Origin of the sequence: Streptomyces sp. NPDC006372 (assembly GCF_040612515.1) — a bacterium.
GTDB lineage: Bacteria > Actinomycetota > Actinomycetes > Streptomycetales > Streptomycetaceae > Streptomyces.
The window spans coordinates 1-18358 of the sequence record NZ_JBEXQJ010000019.1; the positions used below are offsets into that span (position 1 = coordinate 1).

General features: G+C 73.1%; 14 protein-coding genes and 1 pseudogene. 9 read left to right on the forward strand and 6 right to left on the reverse strand.

Features of this window, described 5'->3' with window-relative positions; translation table 11 throughout:
• Window positions 1–93: pseudogene (locus ABZ016_RS25295) on the reverse strand (transcriptional regulator); the annotation flags it as partial.
• On the opposite strand from ABZ016_RS25295, the gene ABZ016_RS25300 reads away from it, so the two are divergent.
• Complete coding sequence (locus tag ABZ016_RS25300) at window positions 89–613, forward strand: PDZ domain-containing protein (RefSeq protein ID WP_356918966.1); 525 nt, start codon at window positions 89–91, stop codon at window positions 611–613. The pseudogene ABZ016_RS25295 and the gene ABZ016_RS25300 overlap by 5 nt on opposite strands.
• Here ABZ016_RS25300 and ABZ016_RS25305 read toward each other — a convergent pair.
• A complete protein-coding gene (locus ABZ016_RS25305) occupies window positions 606–1361 on the reverse strand; it encodes a metallophosphoesterase (RefSeq protein WP_356918967.1) in 756 nt (251 codons plus the stop codon). The two genes, ABZ016_RS25300 and ABZ016_RS25305, sit on opposite strands and share 8 nt — an antisense overlap.
• A 184-nt stretch (window positions 1362–1545) precedes the next feature.
• Between ABZ016_RS25305 and ABZ016_RS25310 the strand changes: the two genes are divergently transcribed.
• Genes ABZ016_RS25310 through ABZ016_RS25320 form a run of 3 tightly spaced genes read left to right on the forward strand, consistent with a single transcriptional unit; the run spans window position 1546 to window position 4482 of the window.
• Window positions 1546–2673 (forward strand): aminopeptidase P family protein, encoded by a 1128-nt coding sequence (locus ABZ016_RS25310; protein WP_356918968.1) that lies wholly within the window; start codon window positions 1546–1548, stop codon window positions 2671–2673.
• 47 nt (window positions 2674–2720) lie between these two features.
• A complete protein-coding gene (locus tag ABZ016_RS25315) occupies window positions 2721–3737 on the forward strand; it encodes an aminoglycoside phosphotransferase family protein (protein ID WP_356919100.1) in 1017 nt (338 codons plus the stop codon).
• 40 nt (window positions 3738–3777) lie between these two features.
• Window positions 3778–4482, forward strand: coding sequence for a hypothetical protein (locus ABZ016_RS25320; protein WP_356918969.1), 705 nt, complete (start codon window positions 3778–3780; stop codon window positions 4480–4482).
• An 11-nt stretch (window positions 4483–4493) separates the two neighbouring features.
• On the opposite strand, the gene treZ is transcribed toward ABZ016_RS25320, so the two are convergent.
• Entirely contained in the window at window positions 4494–6239 is a 1746-nt protein-coding gene (treZ, locus tag ABZ016_RS25325; RefSeq protein ID WP_356918970.1) for a malto-oligosyltrehalose trehalohydrolase, read from the reverse strand.
• A gap of 174 nt (window positions 6240–6413) precedes the next feature.
• Between treZ and ABZ016_RS25330 the strand changes: the two genes are divergently transcribed.
• On the forward strand, window positions 6414–6965 hold the full coding sequence (locus tag ABZ016_RS25330) for a DUF1707 and FHA domain-containing protein (RefSeq protein ID WP_356918971.1): 552 nt from the start codon (window positions 6414–6416) through the stop codon (window positions 6963–6965).
• Window positions 6966–7125: 160 nt separating this feature from the next.
• Window positions 7126–8493, forward strand: coding sequence for a M14 family zinc carboxypeptidase (locus ABZ016_RS25335; protein ID WP_356919101.1), 1368 nt, complete (start codon window positions 7126–7128; stop codon window positions 8491–8493).
• A 43-nt stretch (window positions 8494–8536) separates the two neighbouring features.
• On the opposite strand, the gene ABZ016_RS25340 is transcribed toward ABZ016_RS25335, so the two are convergent.
• The 3 genes from ABZ016_RS25340 to glgX form a co-directional block, all read right to left on the reverse strand.
• A complete protein-coding gene (locus tag ABZ016_RS25340; protein WP_356918972.1) occupies window positions 8537–9787 on the reverse strand; it encodes a M14 family zinc carboxypeptidase in 1251 nt (416 codons plus the stop codon).
• Window positions 9788–9962: 175 nt separating this feature from the next.
• Entirely contained in the window at window positions 9963–12326 is a 2364-nt protein-coding gene (gene treY / locus ABZ016_RS25345; protein ID WP_356918973.1) for a malto-oligosyltrehalose synthase, read from the reverse strand.
• A gap of 116 nt (window positions 12327–12442) precedes the next feature.
• Window positions 12443–14572, reverse strand: coding sequence for a glycogen debranching protein GlgX (gene glgX, locus ABZ016_RS25350; RefSeq protein WP_356918974.1), 2130 nt, complete (start codon window positions 14570–14572; stop codon window positions 12443–12445).
• A 182-nt stretch (window positions 14573–14754) separates the two neighbouring features.
• On the opposite strand from glgX, the gene ABZ016_RS25355 reads away from it, so the two are divergent.
• From ABZ016_RS25355 to ABZ016_RS25365, 3 genes are all read left to right on the forward strand, one after another.
• Complete coding sequence (locus tag ABZ016_RS25355; protein WP_356918975.1) at window positions 14755–15558, forward strand: Tat pathway signal sequence domain protein; 804 nt, start codon at window positions 14755–14757, stop codon at window positions 15556–15558.
• Window positions 15559–15614: 56 nt separating this feature from the next.
• The gene (locus ABZ016_RS25360; protein ID WP_356918976.1) at window positions 15615–16940 is read left to right on the forward strand and encodes a copper amine oxidase; all 1326 of its coding nucleotides are present in this window, start codon (window positions 15615–15617) and stop codon (window positions 16938–16940) included.
• Window positions 16941–17042: 102 nt separating this feature from the next.
• Window positions 17043–18284: an SAV2148 family HEPN domain-containing protein gene (locus tag ABZ016_RS25365; protein WP_356918977.1), complete on the forward strand. Its 1242-nt coding sequence runs from the start codon at window positions 17043–17045 to the stop codon at window positions 18282–18284.
• Window positions 18285–18358 lie beyond the last annotated feature (74 nt).

Consider the following 18358-nt stretch of genomic DNA (forward strand, 5'->3'; position numbering starts at 1 on the left):
GGAGGCCAGGATGCGCAGCCGTTCGTGGGTGGGGGAGCCGGGCTCGGCGGTCCAGACGGTGAGGTGCTGGTCGGGGTCGGTGTTGGCGGTGAGGGCCGGTGCCGGCCCGTCGGCCCGGCCGCGCCCGCACGCCGCGCGACGGCGTGGCCGACGGCTCCTCAACGCGCTGTTCGGCGCGTTCGCCGGAGCGGTCCTGGTGCTGTCCGGGGTGGGGCTGGGGGCGATGGGTGCCACGGTGATCGGCGAGGACGGAGTCATCGACCCGAGGGGGCGGCACCTGCCATGGCTGTCCGGCGGCCCCTCGCCGTCCGCCGTCGTGTCGCCGGGCGCCGTTGTGTCCGAGCCCGCCGCCGTGACGCTCGGCGTACAGGTCATGGACGCCGGGAAGCCGGGAGCCCGGGTCGTCGGGGTCCACGTTCCCGGACCCGGGCAGGCGGCGGGCCTGGTGCGCGGCGACGTCCTCCTCGTCTTCGGCAGAACCCGCATCGACACGGCCGCCGACCTGGCCCGGGCCGTCGCCCGCGCCCGCCCGGGGCGCGAGGTCAGGCTGACGGTCCGGCACCGCAGCGGCGGCTACCAGCAGCTGACGGTCGTCCCGGCCGTCATCACCTGACCACCCGGAAGTGGCTCGTGAGCCGTCCCGCGTCGTCCAGCACATGGAAGGCGAGCCCGGGCGGCGCGTCGCGGTCGGCGGCCCGCTCGCCCTCCCAGGGCAGCCGCAGGGTCCACGTCACGCCGGGGCCGACGACCAGCGGGCGCCCTGCGAACGAGGTGGCGGCGGCGGTGTGGGCATGGCCGGTGATCAGACCGGCGATCCCGGGCCGGCGCTCCAGCAGGCCGGCCAGCCGGTCGGGGTGACGCAGCGGGTAGGAGTCGGGCAGCGGGTGGTGCAGTGGCACCGGAGGGTGGTGGAAGGCGAGCAGGGCCGGCAGACCGTCGTCGAGTTCGTCGAGGGTCGTCTCGATCCAGTCGTACGTCTCCTCGTCCAGCTCTCCCTCGTCACTGCCCGGGATGCTGGAGTCGCACATCAGCACGGCACCGTCGTCGAAGACGTGCGCGCTGTTGACCGGGCCCTCCGCGCCGGGCCGCCCCAGCAGCGCCTTGCGGTAGGGCGCGCGGTTGTCGTGGTTGCCCGGGCAGGTCAGTACGGGGAAGGGGGCGTCGCCGTCGCGCAGTCCCAGGAGGCGGGCGGCCTCCTCGTACTCCGGCTCCGTCGCGTTGTCCGCGATGTCACCGGTCACCAGTACCGCGTCCACCCGGCCCGGCAGTTCCCACAGCCGGTCGCGCACCCGCTCGGCGCGCTCCGTCGCCCGTGGGCTTCCGTCCAGATGCAGATCGCTGATGTGTGCGAGTACGAGCACGGTCGTACGCCCCCTTGATGAGCCAACTAATGGTTGTGGCGCATCAAAGCATTAAAATCAGTGCTCGGGCAATCATCCGCCGTTGGTGGCGGTGTCCGGGCGAAGTGCGCAGACCGCTCGCGCTGCCACCTCCGGCCGGGCAGGATGCTGCCCGTAGCCCCTTCGCCCGTCCTGGGAGGCCCGGATGACCGGAAGCACGGCCACGTCCTTCACCGCCGACGACTACCGGGCCCGCATGGAGCGCGCCGCGCGGACCGCCGCCGAGGCGGGTCTCGCGGGCCTGCTGGTGGCCCCGGGACCGGACCTGGTGTGGCTCACCGGCTACACGCCTCCGGCGGTCACCGAACGGCTCACCCTGCTGGTCCTCGCCCCCGGCCAGGACCCCGTCCTCGTCGTCCCGGCCCTGGAGGCACCGGACGCACGGAAGGCGGCCGGTGCGCCCGCCCTGGCCCTGCGCGACTGGACCGACGGCAAGGACCCCTACGCCGCCACCGCCGCCCTGCTCGACGCCTCGGGCCGGTTCGGCATCAGCGACAACGCCTGGGCCCTGCACCTGCTGGCGTTGCGGCAGACGATGCCCGGCAGCTCCTACACCGCGCTCACCGAGGCCCTGCCGATGCTGCGCGCCGTCAAGGACGCGGCCGAACTGGACCTCATGGCAGCCGCGGGAGCCGCCGCGGACGCGACCTTCGAGGAGATCCGGAACGTCCGCTTCTCCGGCCGACGGGAATCCGAGGTGGCCGCGGACCTCGACCGGCACCTGCGCCGGCACGGACACGAGACGGTGGACTTCACCATCGTCGCCTCCGGCCCGAACGGCGCCAACCCGCACCACGAGGCCGGCGACCGCGTCATCGAACGCGGCGACATGGTCGTCCTCGACTTCGGCGGTCTGCGCGACGGCTACGGGTCCGACACCTCCCGCACGGTCCACGTCGGTGAACCCACCGACGAGGAACGCCGGGTGCACGACGTCGTGCGCGCGGCCCAGGAGGCGGGCTTCCACGCCGTGCGGCCGGGCGCCGCCTGCCAGGACGTCGACCGGGCCGCCCGCGCGGTCATCGCCGACGCCGGATACGGCGAGTACTTCATCCACCGCACCGGACACGGCATCGGCGTCACGACCCACGAGCCGCCGTACATGATCGAGGGCGAGGAGCAGCCCCTCGTGCCCGGCATGTGCTTCTCCGTGGAACCCGGCATCTACCTGCCCGGCCGGTTCGGTGTGCGCATCGAGGACATCGTGAGCGTCACCGAGGACGGCGGACGGCGGCTGAACACCACCTCCCGCGAGCTGGTCATAGTGGAGTGACGCCACCGATGTCCCCCGCACGCCCCTCGAACGGCAACGGCGCGACCATGACCCAGGCACCGACACCCACCGCGGACACCGTCCGCGACCTGGTCCGTTCCCTGCTGAAGGACAGCAAGGACAGCAAGGACAGCAAGGACAGCAGGGACAGCAAGGACCGCACGACCGGCAAGGACGCCAAGGAGACCGGGCAGGGCAGGGGCGGTGCCGGCCCCGACGTCCGGCCCGCCGGCGCCGGCCCCGACCCCGTCACCTGGTGGGTCGGCACCCGCCACGTGCTGCGCCTCGCCCCCGACCGCGAGGCCACCCTGCGCCAGCGCCGCGAACTGCGCCTGCGTGACCTGGTCCGCCCGCACGTCCCGGTGGCGGTGCCGGCCAGCGTGGCCCAGGGCGAGTGGGCGGCCGGGCTGACCTACACGCTGGACACCAAGGTGCCGGGCGGCTCGGGGGAGGAGCACGACGTGTCCGCCGTCGGCGAGGCCGACCTGGCCGGACTGCTCACGGGCCTGCGCGAGGTGCCGGTCCGGCAGGCCGAGACCCTCGGCGTGCCACGGGCCGCTCCGCGCTCCCTGGAGGCCCTGCGCCGCTCCGCCGTACGCTCCGCCGAACGCCTCGCGGACGCCGACGAGTTCGACGCCGCCCGCCTCAACCAGCTCACCGCGGCCGCCGCGGCCCAGCTCGCCGCCCAGTCCGGCTCGGTGGTCCTCACCCACCACGCCCTCACGAGCGGGCACCTCGTGGTCAGCGCCGACGGGCGGGTACGCGGTGTCCTCGGCTGGGCCGACGCGGTCGCCGGCGATCCCGCCGAGGACATCGCGGGCCTCGCCCTCGCCGTCGGTTCGCCCGCCGCCGTACGCGCCGCCACCCTCGCCGGCTACGGCGCCCGGCCCTGTCTGCGCGGACTGTGGCTCGCCCGGTGCGACAGCGTCATCCACCTCGCCGAGGCCCTCGACAGCCGCACCGCCGCCAGGACCACCCCGGCGCGGACCCGGCTGCGTCGCGCCTGGGAGCCGATCCTGCTGGAACGCGTGACGGACCTGCGGGACACGGACGACGCCCTGTGACGGGAGGGGCGACGTGCTCCCGTGCGGCTATCCTCCGCTCATGAAGCGCACCGCCGCGGCCGTGTCCCTGCTGACCGCCTCCGCCCTCACGTGCCTGGCGGGCTGCTCCGGTACCGACGCGCCCTCCACCCCCGGCGCCAGGACGTCCCCGGCACGGCAGCAGACCCCGGCGGAGCGGCTCACCACGCTCATGGTCACGGCGGCCGACCTCGGTACCGGCTCCTCCGTACGGAAGTTCGACCCGGCCGAGGGGAAGTCCGTCTTCGCCCGGTCCGCGCGCGAGATCACCGGCAGCGCCTGCACCCCGCTGGCGGCCATGACGCACCAACTGCCCCTCGGCACCCCGCAGGGCTCCCTGAGCCGCCTCGTCGAGACCCGGAAGGCCCCCGGCACCCGCGTCTACGTCACCCTCGCCCTCTACGGCAAGGGCATGGCGGTGGCGGCGATGGACACCCTCCTCACGGACGCCGTGCGGGGCTGCTCCCTCGGCTTCACCGTCAAGGCGCGGGGCACCGCCGAGCAGTACTACCCGTTCGAGCCCGAGGAGACCCCCGAGGCCGGCGACGAGGCCCTCGCCTACCGCGGCGTCGTCACACCCGAGGGCGGCACGCCCCGGCCGATCCGCACCACCGTCGTACGCCACGGGGACGTCATCGCCGTCTGCACCGCGGTGGGCGGCGCCCGCATCGCGAGCCCCGGGGTCCTCACGCCCGTGATCGAGGCGCAGGACGCGAAGCTCCGCTGATCTCCGCGCACTCAGTCCTGGGCGAGCACCACGCCCGACTCCCCGGGCACCCGCAGCACCCCGTCCGCGCCGGGTGTCTCCACCGGCTCCCACGCGGCCAGCACCCGTGCGTGCGGGACGCCGAGCGACAGCTCCGCCGGTTCCGCTGCCAGGTTCACCGCCACGAAGACGTCCCCACGCCGGAAGGCGATCCAGCGCCGCTCCTCGTCGTGGGCCACCTTGGTGTCGGCGAGGTCGGGGTCGGTCAGGTCGGGCTGCTCCCGGCGCAGCGCGAGGAGCTGCCGGTACCAGGCCAGCACACGCGCGTGGGGCTCGCGTTCCGGTTCCGACCAGTCGAGGCAGGAGCGGTCCCGGGTCGCCGGGTCCTGCGGGTCGGGCACCTCCTCCTCCTTCCAGCCGTGCGCGGCGAACTCCCGCCGCCTGCCCCGTCGTACCGCGTCCGCGAGCTCCGGGTCGGTGTGGTCGGTGAAGAACTGCCAGGGCGTGCCCGCCGCCCACTCCTCGCCCATGAAGAGCATCGGCGTGAACGGCGCCGTCAGGACCAGCGTGGCCGCACAGGCCAGCAGCCCGGGGGAGACCAGGGCCGAAAGCCGGTCCCCCTGGGCGCGGTTGCCGACCTGGTCGTGGGTCTGGGCGTAACCGAGGAGCCGGTGGGCGGCCACCCGCGTCCGGTCCAGGGGACGCCCGTGGTGCCGCTCGCGGAAGCTCGAGTACGTCCCGTCGTGGAACCAGCCGCCGGTGAGGGTCTTGGCGAGCCCGGCGAGCGGAGCACGCGCGAAGTCGGCGTAGTAGCCCTGCGCTTCACCGGTCAGCGTGGTGTGCAGGGCGTGGTGGAAGTCGTCGTTCCACTGCGCGTGCAGCCCGAAGCCGCCCTCGTTCCGGGAGGTGATGAGCCGCGGGTCGTTCAGGTCCGACTCGGCGACCAGGAACAGCGGCCGGTCCACCTCGGCGGCCAGCGCGTCCACGGCCGTCGACAGCTCCTCCAGGAAGTGCTGGGCGCGCGTGTCCACCAGCGCGTGCACCGCGTCCAGGCGCAGCCCGTCGATCCGGTAGTCGCGCAGCCACGCCAGCGCGCTTTCGATCAGGTAGGCGCGCACCTCGTCCGAGCCGGGCGCGTCCAGGTTGACCGCGGAGCCCCAGGGCGTGTGGTGCGTGTCCGTCAAGTAGGGCCCGAAGACGGGCAGGTAGTTGCCCGACGGTCCGAAGTGGTTGTGCACCACGTCCAGCACCACACCCAGGCCGAGTTCGTGGGCCCGGTCGACGAAGCGTTTCAGCGCGTCGGGCCCGCCGTAGGGCTCGTGCACCGCCCACAGGGAGACGCCCTCGTACCCCCAGCCGTGCGTGCCCGGGAAGGGGCACAGCGGCATCAGCTGCACGTGGGTGACGCCCAGTTCGGCGAGATGGCCGAGCCGCCCGGCGGCCGCGTCCAGCGTGCCCTCGCGGGTGTACGTCCCCACGTGCAGTTCGTACAGCACCGCGCCGGGCAGCGGCCGCCCCCGCCACCCCGCGCGCCACGCGTACCGCTGGTGGTCGACGACCGCGCTCAGCCCGTCCGGGCCGTCCGGCTGCCGGCGCGACCGCGGATCCGGCAGCACGGGACCGTCGTCCAGCGCGAATCCGTAACGTGACCCGTCGTGCGCCTCCGCCTCGCCCCACCACCATCCCGTCCGTTCCGGATCGCGCTCCAACGCGTGCCTGACGCCGTCGCACTGGAGCGTCACGCGGTCTGCCTGCGGTGCCCACACCTCGAACTGCACGGACGGTTCCCCTTCGTCTGCTCACCGTGATGTAGCCCGTCCCATGGTGCGGCAAACGAGATCAATCCGCCGGTGCATCCACCCTTTTGCAGCGGGTGTCGCCGGGTACGCGCGCGTGGCGGCCGTTTTCCCGTTTTCTGGACAGCCCGGCCGTGCTGCCCGAGAATCACCAGCGTGACGTCGTCCTTCGAGTTCAACACGTACCCCGCGCGGCTCTCCGACGCGGAGCGCGACAGGGTGCTGAAGGTGCTCCGTGACGGCGTCGCCATGGGCCGCCTGTCCCATGACACGTTCGTCCACCGCATGGAACTGGCACTCGCCGCCCGCCGCCCGGACGAGCTGGCGGTGCTCACCGCGGACCTGCCCACGGAGAGCCGCTTCTCCCGCGTGGTGTTCGGCACCGTCGAGGCGCTCTCCGGGTTCACCGTACGGCTGCGCAGGGCGTGGCGGGCCGAGCGGCTGCCGAAGCTGCTGCTGCCGCACCCGGGGCTCGGCCATCCGCTGCGCATAGGGCGCGACCCCGCCAGCGGACTGCGCCTCAACCACGAGACGGTCTCCCGGGTGCACGCCGAACTCCGCCACCAGGGCGGCATGTGGGTTCTGCGCGACCTCGGCTCCACCAACGGCACCACGGTCAACGGACGGCGGGTCGTCGGCGCGGCCGTCGTCCGCGAGGGCGACCAGGTGGGCTTCGGCCGGATGACGTTCCGGCTGTCGGCGAACTGACCGGAAATCAAGCCCTCCCTCAGCTCTGGCCTGGGGATTACCGGCTGTCGCCCCGCCGGGGGTGGCCAAAACCCTGTGCCTCCCGAAGTGTTGACGCGCCCCGGAAGTCGTGACTGACTGTGCGTACGCCATGTACACCTGGTGAACCGACGGCGCCGCACTGGGGAGGTGTGCCCTGCCGCCCCTCCCGCGCTACCCGACCGTCGACGAACTGGGCACCCGGGCCGCCGCCCTCGTCGCCCGCCACCCACGGGACGCCCGGCTGCGCCGGGTCGGCACCTCCCGTGCGGGCACGCCCCTGTGGCTGCTCTCCGTCGGCCACGGGCCCCGCCAGGCCCTCGTCGTCGCCGGTCCCCACGCCAACGAACCCGTGGGCGGCGCCACCGTGCTGCGCCTGGCCGAGCGTGCCCTGGCCGACCCGCGGCTCACCGAGGGCGCCGACGCCACCTGGAACCTGCTGCTGTGCCTCGACCCGGACGGGCTGCGCCGCAACGAGGGCTGGCTGACCGGCCCCTACATCCTCGGCCAGTACTTCCGGAACTTCTTCCGGCCCGGCTTCCTGGAACAGCCCGAGTGGCTGCCCGACGGCGCGGCGGGCGCCGCGCTGCCCGAGACCCGCGCACTCCTCGACGTCCAGGACGAACTGCGCCCGTTCCTCCAGTGCTCCCTGCACGGTGTCGACGTCGGCGGCGGATTCGTCGAGCTCACCCACGACCTGCCCGGCCTCGCGCAGCGCCTCGCCCCCATCGCCACCCGGCTCGGCATCCCCCGCGAGCTCGGCGCCTACGACGCCCTGTACTGGCCCGGCCTCGGGGCCGCCGTCTACCGGATACCGCCGCCGCGCCGGGCCGGCCTGGCCGCGGCCATCACGGAGGCCGCCGTCGAGTCGACGTGGTTCCACCCGTACCGGCACGGCACCGTCACCGCGGTCGTCGAGTCGCCCATGTGGGGCGTGGCGGCCGTGGCGGACGGCTCCCCGCCCGTGGACCGGGACGCGGTGCTGCGGGCCGTCAGCCGCACCCTGCGCCACGACACGGGCCTCCTGCGCCACCTGCTGGCCCGGATCCGGCCGCACCTCGCGGCCGTGCCCGACGCGGCGCGGCTGCTCGCCCCGGTCGACGACTACTTACTCGTCTGCCCGGGCCTCGCCGACGCCTGGGATCCGGACACCGGCGACGCCGCGGCCCACCCCCTCCCGCCCCTGAGCACCGCCCACCTGGCCGCCCTGCGCATCTCCGGGCGACGCCTGGCGCTGCGCACAGCGGGCCTGCTGCACCAGCTCGTGCGGGCCGCCGGCCACGACCCGGCCGGGGCCCTGCCGGAGCTGGACCTGCTGATCGACGCGTGGTGCGCCGACTACCGCGACGGCTGCGGGGCGCGCTGGATCCCGGTGGCACGCCAGGCGGAGTACCAGGCGCGCGTGGTGCTCTCTGCTTTCGAACTGGCCGCGCGGCACCCGCACGCGGGTGCCCCGTCGGGCGAGCCGGGGCTGGAGGCCGGGGCGGCGGTACCGATGCAGCGGGACTGAGGCGTCCCACCACCACGTGAGGTGCCTGGTCCCGCCCGGAGGCCTACCACGCCCGCTCGCGCGCGTGCAGCGCCGCGGCGACCACCGTGCGGGACTGGTGCTCGACCTGGTGCTCCAAGGGCACCCAACGGGCGCGGAAACGTTCCGCGAAGGCGTCGCTCCAGGTCGCGACGAGTTCTTCGAGTTGCTTCGCCGCCCGGTCGTCGGTCTCGCGCAGCACCCGCAGCAGCATGGCCGCCGCCCGCAGCGGCACGCGGCGCGCGAACGCGTCCACGCTGCCGACGTACGCCCTGGTGAGGTCGGCGGGCGGAGTGTGGAGCAGGTCCGAGGCCAGGCCCGGCACCAGTTCCAGCCCCCACCGGGCGGCCCGCAGCAGCGGCCCGTCCGGGCCGGTGAGCCGGGGCAGGGCGTCGTCGAGCACCCGTGTCACCTCCAGCGCGTCCCGCTGCAGCCGGCGCGCGAGCCGCCCGATCGCCGCCGCCGGAGCAGGATGCGGAGCCGGGTCGTCCACCAGGTCGCTCGCCCACATCGGCACCTCGACGACCGCAGTGAGACCGCCGTACCGGTGGGCGTGGAACCAGGTGCTGTGCCGCGCGTCGTCCGGCAGGCTCGGGTACGCCGGTCCGATCTCCGGCGCGGGCATCACATGGACGCCCGGTCCGGAGGCGGGCCAGCCCGCGGCGTCCGAAGCACCGGTCTCGACCGGGATGTGCAGCTCGGCGGCGGACTTGGCGAAGGGCTCGGCGAGCCCCGGCACGTCCCTGGTCAGCTGCACCCAGCTGCCGCCCAGGTCCGTGCCGTGCAGCGTCACCTGGAGGTAGGGCCGCAGCTCGTCGATGACACCGGTCAGGGCCCTGGTCTCGGGCGGCAGCCGGTCGGGCGGCAGGAGGGACGGCGCCCACTCCGGCTGCTCCGGGCCCGCGGGGCGGAAGAAGCCGAGGTGGTAGTCGAACAGGCTGCGCGGCGCCGGCGTCACATGCAGGCTCGCCCCGTCGGGGTCCGCGCACAGCAGGAAGTGCCAGGAGATGCCGTCGCGCAACCGCCGCTGCTCCAGCACCCTCCGGGCGACCGCGAGCAGGGTGCAGGAGCCCGTCGGCTCGTTGGCGTGGGCGCCGGCGACCACCAGCACCGCGCGGCGGGCCCGGCCCACCGACAGCAGATACAGGGGCCGGCCCGCACGGGAGGCGCCCACCTGCCGCAGGGTGCAGACGCCGGGGCGGTGGGTGGTCAACGCCCGGGCAGCGGAGACCTGTTCGGTCACCGTGGGGTAGCGCAGCTCCGGCAGGACACTCACCCCCGTCACATCCGCCCGAGTTCGCAGTCGCAGTACCCCACGGCCGTGGGGCGGTGTCAAGGGCGCGGCAGGGGAGCCCGCACGGGGCGCCCGGAAGCACGGCCCGCCGGATGGAGGAGGCGGCCCTCTGGAGGGAGCGGTTCCGTCGCGAACGCGGCTGACGGCCGGCCCCGGCTCACTCACCCACCCGTTCCAGCAGAGCCACCGGCGACGGCCCGAGGAGGTCCGCGACGCGCGCGTGCCCGGTGAACTCCCGCCCCGGCTCCAGGACATCCGCCCAGCGCCCCGGGGGCAGTGGCAGCCGGGTGTCGTGCCAGCCGCCGGCCTCCTCGAGCCGCAGCGAAAGGCGGGTCACCGCCGTCAGCACGCGGCCGGAGCGGACGAACGCCAGGCAGTGGTGTGCCGCCGGGCCCTCGGGGAGCAGGGGCGTGTACGTCGCCGTGTCGCCGAAGACGCCGGGGCGTCGCGCCCGCAGGCCGAGTGCCGCGCGCGTCACCGCGAGCTTCGCCTCGGACGTCGCGCCGGACACCTCGGGCGGGAAGCCCACCGCCCGCCGGTTGTCCGGGTCGACCAGAGCCCGGTACTCGGCCTCCGTGCCCTGGTAGACGTCCGGGACGCCCGGCATCGTCAGCTGGACCAGGGCCGTGCCCAGCACGTTCGCCCGGACGTGCGGGTCGAGCGCGTCGCGGAACGCGGCGACCCGCTCGCCCGGTGTCCCGCACGGCCCGGCCGTCACGAACCGTGCCACCGCCTCCTCGTACGGCGGCTCCTGCTCGGTCCAGCTCGTGTACAGACCCGCCTCGCGCACGTGCTTCAGCAGCGCGCCCCGCACCCGCTCCGGGTCCGCCGGGCCCAGCCCGAACACCGTCTGCCAGGCCGCCCACGCCAGTTGTGCGTCCGGCACGCCCTCGCCGGTGCGGGTCACCTCGGCGAGGACGTCCGCCCAGCGGTCCGGGCACTCGGTCAGCACGTTCAGCGCCGCCCGGACGTCGGCACTGCGCTTGGTGTCGTGCGTCGAGGCGACCGTCCCGGTGAGCGGCCAGTCGCGCTGCACGCGCGCGCAGTACGCGTGGAACTCCTCAGGCGACAGTGCCGGACCGCCCGGATCGCCGCCCACCTCGGTCGCCGACAGCAACGGCACATAGCGGTAGAACGCCGTGTCCTCCACGGACTTCGCCCGCAGCGCCGAGGAGGTCTGCGCGAACCGCGTCCGGAACTCCACCTGCGCGGGCCCGTCGCCGTACCGCCCCAGCACCAGGTCCCGTACGACGTCCACCGCGCCGGCCTCCTCCGGTACCGCGAAGGCGAGCCGGGCCTCGGCGGCGGCCTCCTCGGTGACCACGGAGGCGGCGTCGGCGGACTCGTACGGCCGGTAGACCTCCATCCGGACCAGGAGCTCCTGCAACGCGGTGCGCAGCGCCCAGGGCGCGCGGTCGCGCAGGGCCGGCTCAGGCGAGGTCGCGCACATCCGGGCCGCAACCCGGGTGAGCCGGTCCGTCTCGGTGGCCAGCTCGTGCGTGAGGACCTTGTAGGCCGCCCGCCGCACCGTCGCGTCCCAGTGCCCGCCGCGGTCCGTCTGAGGGGCCGCGAACCGCCGGTACTGCCCCAGGAGGTCCCCGAACCCGGCCGGATCCGTGAAGAGCCCGTCCACGTGCCGCAGCGCGTCGTACCCGGTGGTCCCGGCGACGGGCCAGGAGGCAGGCAGCCGCTCGCCGTCGGCCAGGATCTTCTCCACGACCGTCCACCGGCCGCCCGTCGCCTCGTGCAGCCGCCGGAGGTAGCCGTCGGGGTCGGCGAGGCCGTCGGGGTGGTCGACGCGCAATCCGTCGATCACGCCCTCGTGGAGCAGCTGGAGGATCTTGTCGTGGGTGGCCTCGAACACCTCGGGGTCCTCCACCCGCACCCCGATGAGCTCCGAGATGCTGAAGAACCGCCGGTAGTTCAGCTCGGTCCGGGCCAGCCGCCACCACACCGGTCGGTACCACTGCGCGTCCAGCAGGTGCGGCAGCGGCAGGTCCCCGGTTCCCTCGCGCAGCGGGAACGCGTGGTCGTAGTAGCGCAGGACGTCCCCGTCGACGCGCAGCTCCCCGAGCACCTCGCCCAGCGGCCCGCCGAGCACCGGCAGCAGCACCTGCCCGTCCTGGGCCTCCCAGTCGATGTCGAACCAGCGCGCGTACGGCGACTTCGGGCCCTCGCGCAGCACCTCCCACAGGGCGCGGTTGTGGCGCGGGGACATGGCCATGTGGTTCGGGACGATGTCGGCCACCAGGCCGAGGCCGTGCTCCCGTGCGGTGCGCGCCAGGGCCCGCAGCCCCTCCTCGCCGCCCAGTTCCTCGCGCACGCGCGCGTGGTCGACGACGTCGTAGCCGTGCGCCGAGCCCGGCACGGCCTCCAGGACGGGGGAGAGGTGCAGGTGCGAGACACCGAGCGAGGCCAGGTACGGCACGACGGCCGCCGCGGCCCCGAACGGGAAGTCGGGCTGCAGCTGCAGCCGGTACGTGGCCGTGGGCACCACCGGGTCAGTTCGCTCAGGCGTCATGGAAACGTACGTACCCGCCCCGCCGCCGTTCGTGCCCTCCCGCACGCCGGGTGCGCCGCGCGTCGCCCGGACGGGTGCCTCACCCGGACGACGCGGCGGGGCGGCCGGAGCCCGCGCTACACGGGGCGCTGCAGCACGGTCATGCTCCGGTCCGTGAGGGTCAGCCGGTCCCCGGCCTGCACCTTCGGGCCGGTGTCCGGCGGCACCCCTTCGGGGCGGGCCGTGTCGACCACGACCTGCCACTGCCGCCCGTGGTCGACCGGGACCACGAAGTCCAGCGCCTTCGGCGAGGCGTTGAACATCAGCAGGAACGAGTCGTCGGTGATGCGCTCCCCGCGCGCGCCGGGCTCCGAGATGGCGTTGCCGTTGAGGAACACCGTCAGCGCGGAGGCCCGGGCCGAGTCCCAGTCGCGCTGGGTCATCTCGCCGCCCTCCGGAGTGAACCAGGCGATGTCGGACAGGTCGTCGTGCGTGCCCTCCACGGGCCGGCCGTGGAAGAAGCGCCTCCGGCGGAAGACCGGGTGGTCCCGGCGCAGCCACACCATCGCGCGCGTGAAGGCCAGCAGTTCCCGCGCGAGTCCCCCTTCCTCCTCGTCGCCCTCCGGCCACTCCACCCAGGCCAGCTCGTTGTCCTGGCAGTAGGCGTTGTTGTTGCCGCGCTGGGTGCGGGCGAGCTCGTCACCGTGGCTGATCATGGGCACGCCCTGGGAGAGCATCAGCGTCGCGATGAAGTTCCGCATCTGCCGGGCCCGCAGCCGCAGCACGTCCGGGTCGTCCGTCTCGCCCTCGGCCCCGCAGTTCCAGGACCGGTTGTGGCTCTCGCCGTCCCGGTTGTCCTCGCCGTTGGCCTGGTTGTGCTTGTCGTTGTAGGCCACCAGGTCGTGCATCGTGAAGCCGTCGTGGCAGGTCACGAAGTTGATGGAGGCCAGTGGGCGCCGTCCGTCGTCCTGGTACAGGTCGGAGGAGCCGGTCAGCCGGGAGGCGAACTCGGCGAGCGTGCGCTGCTCGCCCCGCCACAGGTCGCGCACGGTGTCCCGGTACTTGCCGTTCCACTCGGTCCACAGCGGCGGGAAATTGCCCACCTGGTAACCGCCCTCGCCCACGTCCCACGGCTCGGCGATCAGCTTGACCTGCGAGACCACCGGGTCCTGCTGGACCAGGTCGAAGAACGACGAGAGCCGGTCCACCTCGTGGAACTGCCGGGCGAGGGTCGCGGCCAGATCGAAGCGGAACCCGTCGACGTGCATGTCCGTGACCCAGTACCGCAGCGAGTCCATGATCAGCTGGAGCACGTGCGGGGACCGCATGAGCAGGGAGTTCCCCGTCCCTGTCGTGTCCATGTAGTAGCGGGGGTCGTCGGTCAGCCGGTAGTAGCGCGAGTTGTCGAGGCCCTTGAAGGACAGCGTCGGACCCAGATGGTTGCCCTCGGCGGTGTGGTTGTAGACCACGTCGAGGATCACCTCGATCCCGGCCTCGTGCAGCGCCTTCACCGCCGACTTGAACTCCAGCACCTGCTGGCCCCGGTCGCCCCAGGAGGCGTAGGCGTTGTGCGGGGCGAAGAAACCGATCGTGTTGTAGCCCCAGTAGTTGTTCAGGCCCATGTCGACCAGGCGGTGATCGTTCACGAACTGGTGTACGGGCATCAGCTCCAGGGCCGTGACCCCGAGCTCCGTGAGGTGCTCGATGATCGCCGGGTGGGCGAGGGCCGCGTAGGTGCCGCGCAGCTCCTCCGGCAGCCCCGGATGCCGCATGGTGAGGCCCTTGACGTGGGCCTCGTAGATCACCGTGTGGTGGTACTCGGTGCGCGGCCGCCGGTCGTCGCCCCAGTCGAAGTACGGGTTGACCACGACCGACGTCATGGTGTGCGGCGCAGAGTCCAGGTCGTTGCGCCGGTCGGGATCGTCGAAGTGGTAGCCGTAGACCTCCTCGCCCCAGCTGATCGAACCGCTGATCGCACGCGCGTACGGGTCGAGCAGCAGCTTCGCGGAGTTGCAGCGCAGCCCGTGCTCCGGGGCGTACGGGCCGTGCACCCGGAACCCGTACCGCTGGCCCGGCATGATGCCCGGCAGGTACGCGTGCCGCACGAAGGCGTCGCTCTCCCGGAGCTCGACCGCGGTCTCCGAACCGTCGTCGTGCAGCAGACACAGCTCTACTCGGTCCGCGGCCTCCGTGAAGACCGCGAAGTTGGTACCGGCGCCGTCGTACGTGGCACCGAGTGGATACGCCTCTCCAGGCCAGACCTGCATGGATACGACTCTTTCAGGTGTGCGGCGCCGGTGGGGACGCCTTGGCTCCGAGTCTCCCCAAAAGTGAGGGAACCACCTGTGACTTGTCTCCCTCTTACCGGGCGACCAGTGCATACGCGGTATGCCGAAACCATTGGGGCCAACACATACTCCCGGGGCCGTTGGGGGAGTAGGGGGAAGATGTGCGCAACATAGTGCACCGCCATCTCGGAAAGGTCGTGGCCGGTGCGGCCATAGCGGTCGCCGCGAGCGCGGTGATGGTCGGCGTCACCCTGCCGGGCACGGCCGGGGCCGACGAGACGGGGGGCGCGACGGGGCAGTCCGCCCGGCAGGCGGCCGGTGCGGAACGGGCCGTCGCGCCCGGGGTCGTCGAGGAGGCACCGGCCGAAGGGGAGAAGGGCACGGGCCGCGATCCGCTGACCGACGACGAGACGGAACGGGCCGAGAAGATCGCCCTCAGCCGGCAGCTGTTCCGGAGCAGTGAGAGCGTCGACGGGGAGCGCGGACCGCAGCGCCTCGGCGTCGACCTCGCGGAACCGGAGGCCGACGACGCCGGCAACCCGGCCGCGCCCCGGCGCGCCGACGTGACCTTCTACGACTACCGGGACGACACCCTCGTCACCAGGACCGTCGACCTGGGCACCGGCAAAGTGGTCGCGACCGGCACCCAGCACGGTGTCCAGCCGCCCCTGAGCCGCGCCGAGAAGGCCGAGGCGGCCGGGCTGCTGATCGCCGACCCGCTGGGCGCCGGCCTCAAGGCCGACTACAAGGACGCCACCGGCAAGGCCCTCACCTCGCCGGACCAGCTCCAGCTCAGCGGCGCCGTCTACCGGGCCGCGCCGGGCGCCCAGCCCGCCGTGCTCGACCAGTGCGGCGAGCACCGCTGCGTCCGGCTGTTCCCGAAGATCAAGAACGGGCCGTGGGTCGACATGAGGTCGCTCGTGATCGACCTGAGCGCCCGCAAGATCGCCGAGCTCGGCCACTGACCCGGCCCGCTCCACCCACCTGTCCACCTCGCTCCTCCTGAGGGAGTCACCTCGTCATGCGCGTGAACAGAATCAGCAGGGCCCGCACCCGGGCGGCCGTGGGGCTCACCGTGGCCGCGCTGGCCGCCGGCGCCACGACCGGTGCGGGACCCGCCACCGCCCGGCCGCAGACCGCCCCCGCGGCCCCCGCCGCGGCCTACTGCGGCGCGGCCCACCGCATCGAACAGAAGCTCTCCACCGGCACCACCTGGCAGATGTGCTGGCGCTACGACGGCAAGGCCGGCCTCGTCCTGGAGAACGTGTCGTACCAGCCCAAGGGCGAACCCAAGCCGATCAAGGTCCTCAACAGCGCCAGGCTCGGCCAGATCCACGTCCCCTACGACGACGGCAACGTCGAGTACGACGACCTGACCGGCTTCGACTTCGCCCAGGGCCTGATGAACCTCGCCCCCGGCGAGTGCCCCGGCGGCACCATCAAGACGGTCAAGGTCCCGGACTCCTGGAACGAGGACCCGAACGTCAAGGGCCTGTGCACCACCACCCGCTCCCGCGGCCACGCCTACCGCATGCAGGGCGACACCGCGAACAAGGTCTACCAGACCCAGGGCAAGGACCTCCTCGTCTACACGGTGAACCAGGTCGGCTGGTACGAGTACATGACCGAGTGGCGCTTCCAGGACGACGGCGCGATCACCATGAACGTCGGTGCCACGGGCAGCCTCTCCTGGGACGACTACGACGCCGGTGACGGCCGCGGCTGGCCGATCGGCAAGGGGGCCGCCGCCGCGAAGGCCACCAGCCACAGCCACAACGCCTTCTGGCGACTCGACTTCGCCCTCGACGGCTCCACGAAGAACAGCGTCGAGCAGTACGACTCCACCGTCTCCGCCCCGACCAGCGGACAGCGGGCCCCGAGCACGAAGACGACCCGCACCAAGATCACCAAGGAACTCGCCGCCGACAGCAAGAACTACCGCTGGTGGCGCGTGGTCAGCGCGGCCGGCAAGAACAAGGACGGGCATGCCCGCTCCTACGAGCTCGTTCCGGGGCCGACCACCAAGTACCCGGGCCGCAGCTTCACCAAGCACGACCTGTACGTCACGCAGTACAACAAGTGCGAACTGTTCGCCAGCAACAACCCCGGCAACTGCGGGCCCGGAGCCGGCACCGCCGTCGACAAGTGGGTGAACGGACAGGCCCTGAAACACCCCGTGGTCTGGATGAACATCGGCTTCCACCACATCGCCCGGGACGAGGACCAGCAGCCCATGCCCGTGCACTGGCAGGGCTTCTCCATCGCCCCGCGCGACGTCACCGCCATGAATCCGCTCACTCCGGCCGAGCTCGGCTGGCAGAACGGGCACTGGCAGCCGCGCGGTTGAGCATCACCCTGCCCATCCGGCTGCACCGCCGACCGCTCCCGGAGTACCCTTCCTTGATCGTTGACAAGGGCGGTGCTCGGGGGAGCGGAAGGCGGTGCGCGGGTGGGCTCGGGAGGGCTGGAGCTGCCCCCTGGTGACGAGGGTCACGAGGGGGACTCCGCAGACGTCCCGGCCGGAGCCGTGTCCCTGGCACGGCCGATGGACGCGTCGGGCTCGATCGGTCCGGAACTGGACTGGGACGCCGAGAACTGGCGCGAGGTACGCACCCGCGCCCAGCGGGCCGGCCGGGCCTACATCTGGCTGAACCTCGTCGAACAGCGGCTGCGCGCGGTCGTCGCCGCAGTGCTGCGTCCCGTCTACGAACCCGTCCACGGCGAGGACTGGGTGGTGGCCGCCGCCGGACCCGCCGGGCAGGAATGGGTGCAGCGCGCGGTCGCCGTGCGCGAGGTCAGCCGCCGCAAGGGCTATCTGCTGGACCCCGCCGACGACAACGTCCTGTCCTTCCTCACCCTGCCGCAGCTGCGCGAGCTGATGGTGCAGCACTGGCCCTGCTTCGAGCCCTACTTCGACGACCGCCGGGACGTCGAGCTCGCCCTGGACGAGCTGGAGGTCACCCGGAACGTCGTCTCCCGCAACCGGGCCCTGTCCGAGGCCGTCCTGAACCAGGCCGAGCGCGCCTCGGCCCGGCTGCTGGAGATGCTCGGCGCGGGTGGTGACGTGCCGTCCGCCCGCCGGCTGCCCATCGACGCGGTCGAGGACCTGGTCGGTGACCGGTACGCGGACGTGGTCGCCGTCCACTCGGACCGGGTGCGGCTGATGCGGCAGTTCCCGGCCGAGGACATCTTCGGCGGCGCCCGCCGCCTCGACGCCATCGGCATCGGCCTCAACCTGCTCGTGCAGAACTTCTCCGGCCGGCGTCTGGTGCGGCTCGCCGAGTCCGGCTGCCGGGTGCGGCTGCTGTTCCTCAACCCGGCCTCCAGCGCGGTCAAGCGACGCGAGCGCGAACTGGGCCTCAAGCGCGGTGAGCTCAGCCGGGCCGTCGAGATGAACATCCTGCACATGCGCCGGGTGCGTGCCCGGCTACGCGACCCGGGCGCCTTCGAGATCCAGGTCTTCGACGAGACGCCCCGCTTCACGGCGTACCTGGTCGACGGTGACGGTGCGGACGGCATCGCGGTCGTGCAGAACTACCTGCGCCGGACGCGGGGGATGGAGGCGCCGGTGTTCGTGCTGCGCAACGGCGGCAAGGTGGTCAAGTCGGGCGAGATCGACGAAAGCGGCCTCTTCCCCACGTATCGCGAGGAGTTCGAGGTGATGTGGGCGGATTCGCGACCGGTGTCGTGAGCGGGGCCCTGGTGTGCGGCCGGGCGGGTAAGCGGAACGCGATCCTCTGATTGTCAGTGGTGCGTGCGAAGGTG

What these genes read in the sequence shown, in the direction of transcription:
- ABZ016_RS25320 (WP_356918969.1), top strand. Translation starts at nt 3,778, where the DNA reads ATGAAGCGCACCGCCGCGGCCGTGTCCCTGCTGACCGCCTCCGCCCTC.
- ABZ016_RS25310 (WP_356918968.1), top strand. Translation starts at nt 1,546, where the DNA reads ATGACCGGAAGCACGGCCACGTCCTTCACCGCCGACGACTACCGGGCC.
- treY (WP_356918973.1), bottom strand. Translation starts at nt 12,326, where the DNA reads ATGACGCCTGAGCGAACTGACCCGGTGGTGCCCACGGCCACGTACCGG.
- glgX (WP_356918974.1), bottom strand. Translation starts at nt 14,572, where the DNA reads ATGCAGGTCTGGCCTGGAGAGGCGTATCCACTCGGTGCCACGTACGAC.
- ABZ016_RS25315 (WP_356919100.1), top strand. Translation starts at nt 2,721, where the DNA reads ATGACCCAGGCACCGACACCCACCGCGGACACCGTCCGCGACCTGGTC.
- ABZ016_RS25360 (WP_356918976.1), top strand. Translation starts at nt 15,615, where the DNA reads ATGCGCGTGAACAGAATCAGCAGGGCCCGCACCCGGGCGGCCGTGGGG.